Source organism: Fodinibius sp. Rm-B-1B1-1, assembly GCF_038594945.1.
GTDB lineage: Bacteria > Bacteroidota > Rhodothermia > Balneolales > Balneolaceae > Fodinibius > Fodinibius alkaliphilus.
The window spans coordinates 1,550,306-1,563,184 of record NZ_JBCFYD010000001.1 but is presented as its reverse complement, the minus strand read 5'-3'; the positions used below and the strand labels follow the sequence as shown (position 1 = coordinate 1,563,184).

The following is a 12,879-nucleotide window of genomic DNA, read 5'->3' as shown; positions in this document are numbered from 1 at the left end:
TTTTTTGAATATTTCTGCCATACATAAGTTTTCCACATAGTTATCCACACTTATTTTCCGCTATGTTGAAAGGTCGGTCTTTTGGAGTCTTCTGGAGTTGAAAACAACATTTACCGAGCTAAAAGCCATCGCCGCTTCCGCCAATACCGGATGCATCATACCCAATACAGCCAGCGGAATCATTACTACATTATAGAAAAATGCCCAAAACAGGTTCTGTTTAATCTTTTTAAAAGTAGCTTCGCTCAACATTATCGCTTGAACGACCGATTCCAGATCGCCCTTCACAAGTACAATATCACCAGATTCAATAGCCACATCAGTCCCCGTGCCAATAGCGATCCCAATATCAGCCTGAGTCAATGCCGGAGCATCGTTAATTCCATCTCCAACCATGGTCACTCGTTTACCGGATTGCTGTAATTGTTTTATCTCATCTGATTTCTGATCAGGAAGCACGCCAGCTATCACTTGATCGATTCCTACCTCTTTAGCTACAGCTCGCGCCGTACGTTTATTATCTCCGGTCATCATTACGGGTGTAAATCCCATCTCCTTAAGTTTTACAATAGCTTGTTTACTATCTACCTTAATGGGATCTGCAATGGCAATAATACCTACTAACACTTCATCCACCCCAACCAACACTGTCGTTTTTGCCTGCTTTTCATAGCGTTTAATTTCTCTACCAACATTTTCATGTACTTCAATATTACGTTCTTCGAACAATGCCTTCTTGCCAATGACAACTTGCTGGCCATCCACCTCAGCAACAATACCTTTTCCTGATAAGGCGTGGAACCCCGAAGCATCCCATAGATCAATTTTCTTCTCCTGAGCATAGTTTACTATCGCCTGTCCCAATGGATGCTCGGAACCTTTCTCGGCTGATACCGCATATTTCAATAGCGTATCCTCATTAAGATCAGCAGTTGTCATTACACCTGTGACTGAGGGCTCCCCTTTGGTAATCGTCCCCGTCTTGTCGAGCACAATTATATCAGTCTCGCGCAACAACTCTACAGCTTTCCCTTGGCGGATCAGGATTCCATTTTCTGCCCCGAGGCCCGTTCCTACCATCAGGGCAGTAGGCGTTGCCAATCCCAATGCGCAGGGACATGCAATAACTAACACCGCAATAGCCGCATAAAATGCCAAGGCTATCGATCCCATTTCGGGATTTATCCAGGGAACAAAATCGGATGCCCACACAGCAATTTTACCAAAGAATCCGGGAAACAGCATCCAAGCTGCCCATGTTGTAACAGCCAACCCAATTATTACCGGCACAAACACGGCCGTAATGCGGTCGGCCATCTCCTGAATAGGCACTTTCGATCCCTGTGCCTCTTCAACCATCCGAATAATTTGGTTTAGAAAAGTCTCGCTGCCAACCTTCGTAGCCTGTACTTTTAACGTACCATTTTTGTTAATTGTAGAACCAATAACCTCATCCCCCTCCTCTTTTTGCACCGGCATCGATTCGCCCGTAGCCAGTGACTCATCTACACTGCTTTCCCCGTCAATCACTTTACCATCTGTCGGTATCTTTTCGCCGGGACGTATGACCATCACATCATTTACCTGCAAGTCTTTTACCGGGATGGTCATTTCCTTGCCATTACGAATAATTGTGGCTTCTTTGGCTTCAAGCGTCATTAAATTTTTGATCGCTTCCGAAGCTCGACCTTTGGCCTTCGTCTCCACATACCGACCTGTTAAATGGAAGGCCATAATCATGCCTGCAATACCGGCAAAGCTGTGAAACGATGGTGCCATTCCTAACACATGAAGTAATGCTACAAAACCCGTTGCCAATGCAGCCAGAGATCCCATGGCAATAAGCACATCCATATTGGGTGAGCCATTCTTTGTTGATTTCCAAGCACCCTGAAGTGTTTCCCAACCGGGATAAAAAATAACTCCCGCCGACAGGCCAATCACCAACAACTGATAAGTCAGCTCCCCTCCAACGGTATAGCCGACCAACATTTCAGGAATCATAAGTAAAATAATAGGTACCGTCAGTGCCCATGACCACCACATCTTATTATAGGCCAATCCAAGCTTTTCTTTGCCAGTGATATCAGTATCTCCTTCCTCCGTCTTCTCCTTTACCTCATAGCCAGCTCCCTCTACGGCAGCCTTTAAATCTTGCTCAGCAACACCACCATTATCAAATTCAACAAGCGCTTTTTCCGTAGCCAGATTCACCGAAGCTTTCTTAACACCTTCAACACCTGACAAAGCTTTTTCTACGCTATTAGCACAACCGGCACAGTGCATGCCTTCAATTTGTAGGGATTTTTTCATAACTGTTTTATGATCAGGTTTAAATACTGTTTTATGATCAGGTTTAAATTAGGTCTAAAGATAATCCAGATCACCGTACCAGATGTAACAAACGGTTGGGAGAAATGTGTAAAATTTTTGGATACTATGATATAGAGTCCAACGATTGTCGACTTTGCTCATCCATGTGCTTTCGAAATGAACTGACCGTCTCTCCGGTAACTCTTTTAAACTGATTCGATAGGTATTGGACACTACTGTAATTAAGCTTCCAGGCAATTTCGCTGAGCGTTAACTCCTCGTAACTAAGTAATTCTTTAACACGCTCAATCTTCAAATTGATAAGATATTTCTCGATGGTACTACCGGAATTCTGAGAAAAATAATCACTTATATACGCATAATTATAATTCAGCTTATCCTCTAAATAAGCTGAAATTTTTTGAACCTCTTCACCCTCTTCAATGTAATCCAAGTAAGTAATAAGGTGCACTTTAATCTGCTCAAGAAGTGCATCCCCTTTGTTTGTAATCAGCTCAAACCCTTTATCATTGAGCTTTTCCGCAATATCCTCCAGATTTTCCAAGGTTGGAGACTCTTCAATTTTCACTTCTCCCAACGAAACAGTATTTACGGTATATCCAAGCTCGGAAAATTCATCGCGAACCGTCATAATACAACGGTCGCACACCATATTTTTAATTTTTAGCGTAGCCATAGAAATAAGAAAACGGTGTAGAACGCTATTTCGTTTACTTCTGACATCACCCTAAAATACAAAATCCTATCAAGGTTTAGAATCCTGACAGGATCAATTATAGCACTCCCTACTCAACCGTCACGCTTTTCGCCAGGTTTCGAGGTTGATCTACATTACATCCGCGATTAACCGCAATGTAATACGATAGCAACTGCAACGGAATAGTTGTTAATAACGGTGACAGGCAATCTTCGGTTTCGGGAATGGGACAAGAAAACTCTGACAAGTCAATAACTTCATCATTGTCTTCACCCGTAATTGAAATAATACGTCCCTGGCGCGCCTTCACTTCTTCAATATTGCTAATCATCTTCTCATTGGTATGCTCCGTAGCTGCAATAACCACGACTGGCATCATCTCATCAATAAGAGCAATGGGACCGTGCTTCATTTCTGCAGCGGGATACCCTTCGGCATGGATATAAGAAATCTCTTTCAGCTTCAATGCTCCTTCAAGCGCAACGGGAAAATTGTATGTACGCCCCAAATACAAGAAGTTAGGAGCATAGGTAAACAGCTTTGCCATCTCTTTTATTGGTTCACTGTTATCCAAAATTTGCTGCACTTTTCCGGGAATGCGATCAAGCTCATCAATAAGCCGGGCTGCATAATCCTGATCCAGCACACCCCGCTTTTGTCCCAGTAAAATAGCCATCATTGCCAGCACCGAAACTTGTGTCGTAAATGCTTTGGTTGATGCTACTCCAATTTCCGGTCCGGCATGTGTGTATACTCCGGCATCAGTATCACGGGCAATAGTTGATCCCACCACATTACAAACGCCGAGTGTAAGTGCGCCGCGCTCCTTCGCCGTACGCAGGGCTGCCAGCGTATCAGCGGTTTCACCACTTTGCGAAATTACCAGCATTACATCATCCTCATCGATGAGTGCTTCACGGTATCGAAATTCAGAAGCATACTCTACCTCTACCGAAAGCTTGGCAAGGTGTTCAAACAGATACTCGGCTACCAATCCAGAGTGCCAGCTGGTGCCACAAGCCGCAATAATTAGTCGTTTGGCATTCACCAATTTATCAAGCACATCAGCAATACCCCCCAACTGAATGGAGTGATCTTCGACGTTTATTCGACCTCGCAAACAATCCGAAATAGCACGCGGTTGCTCAAAAATCTCTTTGAGCATAAAGTGCGGATAGCCGCCCTTTTCAATTTCCTCGATGCTCAGTGCCAACTCGTGCACCTTCTTCGTCAGCGGCACATCGTTAATTGTTTTGACATCATATCCATCCTTGGTAACGATGGCCATCTCACCATCATCCAAATAAACAACCTTCTTGGTATGCTCAACAATAGGCGATGCATCCGAAGCCACAAGCATTTCATCTTCCCCGATACCAAGCAACAGCGGCGACCCTTTTCGGGCGACGATAATTCTGTTCGGCTCTTCCACATTCAAAATTGCCAAACCGTATGTCCCCACCACTTGCTGAAGGGCCATCTGAACAGCTTGTTCAAACGTAATGTCTTCACCATTGCTGTTCTCGTAAATCTCCTCGATGAGCTGAGCTATAACTTCGGTATCCGTATCAGTATTAAAAGTACGTCCTTTATTCTGTAATTCTTTCTTCAGAGTATTATAATTTTCAATAATACCATTATGAACCAAGGCAATTTTGCCAGACTCACTCACATGGGGATGCGAATTAATATCATTGGGGGCCCCATGCGTAGCCCATCGGGTATGACCGATACCAACAACACCGTCGCTGGGCTCCATTTTTAATTTCTTTTTAAGATTCTGAACTTTACCCTTACCTTTTTTGATATCCAACTTACCATTCAATAGGGCAATACCGGCAGAGTCATAGCCACGATATTCGAGACGCTCAAGTCCCTTAACGATAATATCACTCGCTTGTTTATTTCCTATATATCCTACAATTCCGCACATAGATGTCTTGTATTATTGTATTTGTTTACTGATTCTTATACTGTCTCTCCAGAACAAGATTTGACTGAAGGTAAAGTTATCATTCTGACAGATATTTTAAAACAATTATAAAAACCATTTAATCAAGAAAAAATATGCAGCTATGTTTCTTCGAGGATGAAAAGCTTACAAATCTGCATCCCCTGACCCTTACCCGTCCTATTGATGACCTCCGAATTGGAGTTTTAACGATCTCAGAAAAATGGCAAAAAGCATTAGAATCTTCTAAAGAGAGTCGAATATTACGTTCAGAATTGGCTGGAGTCTTTGAGAGCGGACAAATCACACCTGACCAACAGTGCATCTGGATCAACAGCCGATACCTGCCTACGGATAAACTTATCCAGCAGATACATACTTTGAGCGAGGGACAATCTCTTCAATATGAGGATACAGTGATTGCCGCCAAGGCCGATGGTGCCCTTTCCAAAACCTGGCTGAAAAATGGTTCTCCAGATTTTAAGACCCTTTTTGTACTTGAATCAAATGATTTTTCAGCGATACATAACCTATGGGATCTGTTTCAGTTTAATGGCAATGAAATTATTCGAGATATCGAGCTAATGGATCCCCCGAAAAAAAATAGCACAAACATATCAAAACATGCTGTGTTCGAAAATCAGGAAAATATTTATATCGAAGAGGGAGCTACTATTGAAGCTGGCTGTGTACTCAATGCGAGCAAAGGTCCTATCTACATAGGAAAAAATGCAACGATTATGTCAGGCTCTCACATTCGGGGTCCGGTAGCAATTTGTGAAGATGCTATTGTGAAGTTGGGAGCACGCATTTATTCTGATACAACCATCGGTCCGGTTTGTAAGGTGGGCGGCGAGGTAAGCAATACCGTATTTCATTCCTATTCCAATAAAGCGCACGATGGGTATATTGGAAATTCTGTTGTGGGACAATGGTGCAATTTTGGCGCCGGTACTACCGTATCCAATCTCAAAACAAACTACAGCAACATTAAGTTAGCGGATTGGGAAACACATGAAGAGCAAGATACCGGTCAGCAGTTTGTTGGGGTTATCTTTGGCGATCACTCAAAAACAGCTATTAATGCGGTTATCAATTCGGGAACTGTTTGTGGGGTAAACTGCAATATTCTCTCAAGAGATTTCCCACCGAAAATGATTCATTCTTTTAGCTGGGTAGGCTCTAATGTTATCCAACCGTATAAGTTGGAAAAAGCGTTGGAAACCATGGAAATCATGATGGCAAGACGTGATGTATCTATGACTGATGGCTACAGCAAGATGATGGAAGCCATTGAAAAGAATAGCAGGCATCCCTCCCATTAATCTGTTAGACGCCAACAATTTAATTGACCCATTCGGGAAGTACCCCCACTTGAACCCCAAACACGAAATTCATCAGTGTAAAAGCACCTACCGTCAAAAGCACGATAAATACGAGATTCAACCATAATCCTGCTTTTGACATTTCGGGAATACTTATTTTACCACTTCCATAGACAATTGCATTAGGTGGAGTGGCTACCGGCAACATAAATGCGCAACTTGCACCCAATGCTGCAGGCACCGCCAAAAGCATGGGGTTTTCGCCAAGTCCAATTGCTACCGAAGCCAAAATTGGTAAAAAGGCAGCAGTGGTTGCTGTATTGCTCGTAATTTCTGTTAAGAAGACAATCAATAACACTACAACTCCTACCAATAACATTATTGGCCAGGTACCTATCACACCGACGCCCTGACCAATCCATTCGGCCAGGCCAGTGCTACTTATAGCTGATGCCAAACTTAGTCCACCGCCAAAAAGAATCAGAACGCCCCAAGGCAGCTCCTCGGCATCAGACCAGGAAAGGAGAAACTGTCCCTTCCCTAAATCAACCGGAATCATAAATAGAGATACCGCAGCGGTAATAGCAATACCCGCATCTGAGAGACCCGGTATATAATTGGTTAACAGCGGACGCGTAATCCATAACAAAGCTGTTCCAATAAAAACTAAGGATACTTTTTTTTCGGCGTTTGTTATAGCACCCAGATTGGCTAATTGTGTTTCAATTAATTTTTTACCGCCCGGCAACTCCTTCAACTTTATAGGATAGATTACCTTCACTAACAAGAAATACAGAATGGGCAGTGACACTAACATGATTGGCACTCCAACCATCATCCATTGGGCAAAACCTATTTCAAACCCATAGTTTTCACTCATAAATCCAGCCAATAACGCATTCGGTGGCGTACCAATAATAGTCCCCATTCCTCCCACATTACAACCGTAGGCAATACTCAACACCAGCACAATTTCGAAGTTCAGTTTGTCGGTACTTTCTTTCTGATTTTCTACCAGCTTTAGTACCGAGAGCGCAATGGGCAACATCATCAAGGCAGTGGCTGTATTACTCACCCACATGCTTAGAAAGGCAGAAGCTATAATAAATCCCATTATGATAGACGAAGGTTTAATACCTACAAAGCTGACAATATTCAGAGCTATTCGTTTATGAAGATCCCAACGCTCCATGGCCTGAGCAATCACGAATCCTCCCATAAAGAGAAATATCAGGGGGTTTGCAAAAGGCGTTGTAGCCTCATCAATAGTGGTAATATTCAAAACAGGTAATAATACGATAGGCAAAAGTGCTGTTGCTGCAATAGGCAGGGCTTCGGTAATCCACCAAATAGCCATTAATAACCCCACTGCAGCCGTATGCCATCCTTCAGGAGGCAAGCCTTCTGGGGCGGGAAGAGAATATATAATTAGGAAGACGACGATACCGGCGATAAAACCCAGTCGTTTTCTCATCCCAAAATAACCTTCACTCATAATGTCTGTAGCTGATTAGTAATAGTTGAAATTTTTACTGTTCAACGGAAGGCTCATTTCCATCCATCCAATATAACAGATAAGGCACATTGTAGATATGTGTCCACCCAAAAACTCGCAGACCGTTCGATATTTTCCAAATAGGCGGCCGACTGCCTTCACTGCCGGGCAGGTTACTCACCGACTCTAAATCCTGAACCAATAACTGCTGGTTTTGATAGTCTTTGACAGGCTGGGGCAGTTCTCCTGTTTTCAAATATTGGGCTCGATTTTTCGCTGCTTTCAGAAAACTTTCGTTTCCTGATAATTCATATCCCAACGTAAGACTGCTTATAGATGACAGATACGACTCCATATCATGATTATAAGGTGGTACATCGCGAACACGGGTGGCATGTTTAACCAGTGCATCCTTAACACGTTCATCCCCGGTAATTTGATAATATTTCCGTAATCCATTGGATGCATAAACCTGTGCATAGCCATATCTATTGATAATCAAAGATCCGGCTTGGTCATTATCTTTTTGAAGGGAAAGCATCAAATCAACCCGATCATCGAGCTCTTTTTTATACTTTTCTTTTTTGGTTGCATCCCAAATCTCAGCCAAATTCCATACCGACAAGTATAAACGCCGCCCCCTGAGTCCGTGGTCTCCAAATACTCGTTTTATATAATAATCGCCCGTTAATTCTGCGACCTCAAGTCCCCGGTGGTACCCATCTAAATAATAGGATGCAATCCAGCCCGCATTCCAGATATGCGCTGATAATAGGGACGTCCAATGTTGCGCAGCATGCCGGCGTCCCATTCCTACATAGGGCGAACCCTTGGGCTTACTTTCCGTTTCAAAAAAGTCGAGTGAGGGATTCGTATCTCCTACATATTCGGGATCTTGCGGCCAGTGCACATTATCGATATCCATGGTATGACGACTCACGGCTTGGGCCGTTTTATAGTAATCCGGATTGCCGGTTCGCATAAATTGTATCCACCACATGAAGTCGATAGCCGGTTCGTTATTAGTCCACTGATACCAATCATCGCCATAATAATAGGCTTTCATATCGCCATAGTCCCACATTCCATACCACGGCTCCCAATCCTGATTAAACTGCATCCACTCAAACTTATAATCCAGTCCACGCTCATATTCGGCGTACTGATCACTGGAAGCTACCATCTTTCCATACACTTCACTGTTCGCATACCATTCTGGAGATGCGTGAGCAACCGAAGGATCTAAAAAGTAATCTAACAATTCAGTTGTGAACTCATCAGCATTTTCATTTTGATGAAAGTTATACACCAACTCAGTCGTTTTCGTTAGTCCCTGGGCAAAATTGGCAATCATTCCGCTGTCTTCTTCCCTATTTGATCGTACAAATGCCATAGGATCTACGCGTGGACTCCAGATATAAGCCGTTGCCGTAGTATCATCTGGTGATACACGTAACTCTTTGGGGTACTCCTTGAAAAAGTTACGGATGCCAATACTAACGCCCCACTTCTCATCCGATATATCGATCCATCCCGAAGCACGTTCACTATTTATTTGCTCTTCCGAATCCATTGCCAATGAAGCCTCAAATCCCTCAGCCAATCGCTCTTCCGGTGTCGAATTTGCTACCGGCGGTACGCGATCAATATCCGGCCCCGTCTGTAAAAGAGAAATCTGCTGCGAAGAGAGCCCCTGTTCCAGCATCTTGGCTTCTGTCGAATCGGCCTTCCACCATTTCCCCTCATAAAAAGCCGTTTTGTATGTCACATTATCCGAGAGATTATATTTCAGCGACAGCCCCGTTGATGCTATACGATCATTAGGCTCTGTCCACCCAGCATCTTCTAACAACTGGCTCTCATCCAAAATATCACCTTCTTTAGTTGCAATAGCAGCATATTCATCTTCAGATTGCTCGTGCTTGTCCGGATTGCCGGTATAGGTAAGCGTATGCTGTACTTTTACATAACTTTTGCCGGCATACGTATGAATGCGCGTAATAAAAGGAGAAACATTATTATCATCGCGACTATATTGGTACTCCCCTTCAACCCTGATAATAGAATGCAGCGGCCCAGAACCAAGCTCTTTTACCGTCTTCGTTATCACGGCATTTGACCGATCAATACCCGCGTCGTCCAAGATATCCAGGAACGAACTTCGTCCCTCTGTACCGGTAGCAATCACATCATTTTCGTCAAAACCGTCTCCATCGGTGTCAAGCTGAACTTTATCAAAAAAGCCACTTCCTCCGCGTTCAATCTCAAATCGGAGCGGACCAGTATCAACCGTTACCCCACCATACGATCGCTGGTTATTTTTAACATATAATTCCTGATCATAATTACGAGCATTACTTACATTCTTGCCGTACTCCACGGTGTAATCTGATCCATCATCACTAAAAAAGAACACCCATATCCATTTGATACTGTCATCCGCAGGTTCCCAAGTAGACACTTCCGTTATCTGCGATGGGATCTCTTCATTATCACCATTGAGCACACGGACGTTATCTGAAGAATATAATTCTCCCTTTGGTATGGGAAGCCCTAACAATTGGGGAGAGCCTGGCTGATTCTTTTCTACCGTTACCGGGATGGTTTCTCCGGATCCTGACACAGCACACCCACTAACCACAAACAGTGCTGACAATATAAAAAGTGTACCAAGACGTCTAAGTGACAAGAAGTTCATAACGCTGTGATTATTCATGTTAACAATATTTACTTGTTCGTTAATTTTTGTGGGTTAAGCGCCAGTGCTGCAGCCCCTAAAACGGCTACTTCATCCAACTCAGAGACTTCAATTTTGAGTGACTGTAACGAGTTTGGGTAAGCAAAGCTTTGCATCTCACGATACATGCTTTCCTTAAAGTATGAGAAAGCTTTTCGGATAGAACCGCCCATCACAATAAGCTGAGGATCATATGCATACATCACTGTTTTAATAGCATTACCCAGATGTTTTCCAAACTCTTCGTACATCCTTTTTGCTCCCGGGTTATCCTGTTCCGCCTTTTCAAAAACCTCGGTCCCCGACTTGCCATAGACCTGTTCAAAAAACATTCCCGAACAGTAGTGTTCAAAAATTGAATCCTGATACGGAAACATGCCCACTTCACCGGCTCCGCAATTTGCGCCGGCATATAGCTTGTTATCCAAAATTAATCCAGAGCCAAAACCAGAACCCAGTGTAAGTCCAACAATTGACTCATAACCTTGCCCCTTACCAAAAAACTTCTCCCCAAGCACAAAACAGTTTGCATCGTTATTGACATATACTGGCTTATCAAACGCCTTTTCTAAAATGCTCTTTACCGGTACTTTATTCCACGAAGGAATATTCTGCACATCGTAGACAATCCCCTCTTCGACATCTACCACGCTGGGTACGCCAATACCAATGCTTTGAACCTCTTCTTGGTCAACCTGTTTAATCAAGCTCTCGATCTGATTGAGCAGATCATCAGGGTCATCACTGTGGACAATTTTTTTTGATTTGACCTGCTCAATGGTATTCCCACGTATTCGGGCAACTCGTACATTCGTGGCACCAAGATCAATACCAATAAGTGTGTGCTGTTTCAATTCGTTATGATCCACTGTTGTAATTTCCTCAGACTAACTAACATTGGCTTCTTCTGCTTCACTACCGGAAAATTCAATGGTTTTATTCGTAACCAGTGGATCAGCCCAAAACCCAATACTCAGGATATATCCGAAGGTGATGTATATAAAAAACAGGCCGAATTTGAGACCCAGCCAGTCACCCAACGACCCCACAATAAGCGGGACAACTGCCCCACCGGCAATTCCCGTAACCAAGATACCTGAAAATGAACCATGATTTTCGGTCACTGAATTTAATGCCAAAGAAAAAATGACCGGCCACATCACAGCGATCAGAAAACCAATCGCAGGAAATGCATAAAGTGCTACCTGTCCACTGCCAAACAAAGCCAGAGTTAAAGAAAGAAGCGCACCTGTTGTAAATGATATTAATACCTTTCTACTATCCATCACTTTTAACAACAGCAATCCAAGTACGGTACCAGCTGTCATCATTCCCCAAAACCAGGAAACGGTGCTGGCACCCGTAGTTTGTGGGTCATATCCATGGTAGGTAGAAAGAAATTCTGAAATCCAGTTGGCTATCCCCTGCTCCGATCCGACGTAGCAAAATATCCCAAGAAAAAATAACCACACCATCGGACGCTTAAGCAGCTCGAGTGTTTCAAGTGTTCCTACCGTTTCATCCTCTTTACGTTCTACTTCTGGAAAGTGGGAGAAAAATATGATAACGACCATCAAAAGCGAGACCAAGGCAAAAATCCAGTACAACGAAATCCACGGCAGATCTTGAGGAACCACTGCAGCAGCCATCGACAAAATAAGGCCTTCGGTAACACCGCTATCCAAATTTACCACCAGGTAAGAATATACCAATGGACTCAAAAATGAAGCTAACCCAAAAAATAGTTGGCCCAGCTGCGAATTAAAGGCGAAATTCTCCTCCCCTCCAGCCTCTCTGAGCAAGGGATTGATCGCTACCTGAAGCATGGCCATCCCCGTACCAATAAGGAATAGGGAAATAATGGCGATTAAATAGTTTGGAAAGAGGGCAAACAACTGGGCGCCTCCAAAGGCAACCAGGAAGGCACTTATCATTACCGTTTTCTCGGTATAACGCTCAATAAGTAACCCTGCCGGTATCGACATGGCTCCATAGGCAATAAAGAATGCAAATGGCAGAACGGCTACCATCGTCAGGCTAAGGTTGAAGTCCTCGATAATTTCTGGGACTAACGGACCAATGATATTCGTAAGAAATGATATAACAAAGAATATGACTAAGATTAATCCAACGAGGTAATAGTTCCGCTTCATAATATTTAGCTACGATTTAATGATTTAAGAAAAAAAATTATTAAAACTATAATTACCCTGTCTACCAGTTCAGAACAGGAATCCAATCTCCCTAAGTCCCTCTTATGCCACCGAATTACTCGGGGCACGCAAGAGGAATTTTTGGTAGTTACTTCTTAAAAGATGAATAACTTCAATCGGCTCCACA

The 12,879-nt window shown here is 43.3% G+C and carries 8 protein-coding genes; 1 reads left to right on the top strand and 7 read right to left on the bottom strand.

Going from position 1 to position 12,879, the window contains the following annotated elements:
• Positions 1 to 60: 60 nt before the first annotated feature.
• From AAFH98_RS07015 to glmS, 3 genes are all read right to left on the bottom strand, one after another.
• Positions 61 to 2,313 (bottom strand): heavy metal translocating P-type ATPase, encoded by a 2,253-nt coding sequence (locus AAFH98_RS07015; RefSeq protein ID WP_342521985.1) that lies wholly within the window; start codon positions 2,311 to 2,313, stop codon positions 61 to 63.
• Between the two features lie 124 nt (positions 2,314 to 2,437).
• Positions 2,438 to 3,010: an AraC family transcriptional regulator gene (locus AAFH98_RS07010; RefSeq protein WP_342521984.1), complete on the bottom strand. Its 573-nt coding sequence runs from the start codon at positions 3,008 to 3,010 to the stop codon at positions 2,438 to 2,440.
• A 109-nt stretch (positions 3,011 to 3,119) separates the two neighbouring features.
• Complete coding sequence (gene glmS, locus AAFH98_RS07005; protein ID WP_342521983.1) at positions 3,120 to 4,964, bottom strand: glutamine--fructose-6-phosphate transaminase (isomerizing); 1,845 nt, start codon at positions 4,962 to 4,964, stop codon at positions 3,120 to 3,122.
• A 134-nt stretch (positions 4,965 to 5,098) separates the two neighbouring features.
• On the opposite strand from glmS, the gene AAFH98_RS07000 reads away from it, so the two are divergent.
• Positions 5,099 to 6,307 (top strand): putative sugar nucleotidyl transferase, encoded by a 1,209-nt coding sequence (locus AAFH98_RS07000; RefSeq protein ID WP_342521982.1) that lies wholly within the window; start codon positions 5,099 to 5,101, stop codon positions 6,305 to 6,307.
• 19 nt (positions 6,308 to 6,326) lie between these two features.
• Here the strand turns inward: AAFH98_RS07000 and AAFH98_RS06995 are convergent, their stop codons facing one another.
• Genes AAFH98_RS06995 through AAFH98_RS06980 form a run of 4 tightly spaced genes read right to left on the bottom strand, consistent with a single transcriptional unit; the run spans position 6,327 to position 12,692 of the window.
• On the bottom strand, positions 6,327 to 7,802 hold the full coding sequence (locus AAFH98_RS06995; RefSeq protein ID WP_342521981.1) for an SLC13 family permease: 1,476 nt from the start codon (positions 7,800 to 7,802) through the stop codon (positions 6,327 to 6,329).
• Positions 7,803 to 7,836: 34 nt separating this feature from the next.
• Positions 7,837 to 10,518 carry an exo-rhamnogalacturonan lyase family protein gene (locus AAFH98_RS06990; protein ID WP_342521980.1) on the bottom strand — a complete coding sequence of 894 codons (2,682 nt, stop codon included), beginning with the start codon at positions 10,516 to 10,518 and terminating at the stop codon, positions 7,837 to 7,839.
• A gap of 11 nt (positions 10,519 to 10,529) precedes the next feature.
• Entirely contained in the window at positions 10,530 to 11,408 is an 879-nt protein-coding gene (locus AAFH98_RS06985) for an ROK family protein (RefSeq protein WP_342521979.1), read from the bottom strand.
• Between the two features lie 18 nt (positions 11,409 to 11,426).
• Positions 11,427 to 12,692, bottom strand: coding sequence for a sugar MFS transporter (locus tag AAFH98_RS06980; RefSeq protein ID WP_342521978.1), 1,266 nt, complete (start codon positions 12,690 to 12,692; stop codon positions 11,427 to 11,429).
• Positions 12,693 to 12,879 lie beyond the last annotated feature (187 nt).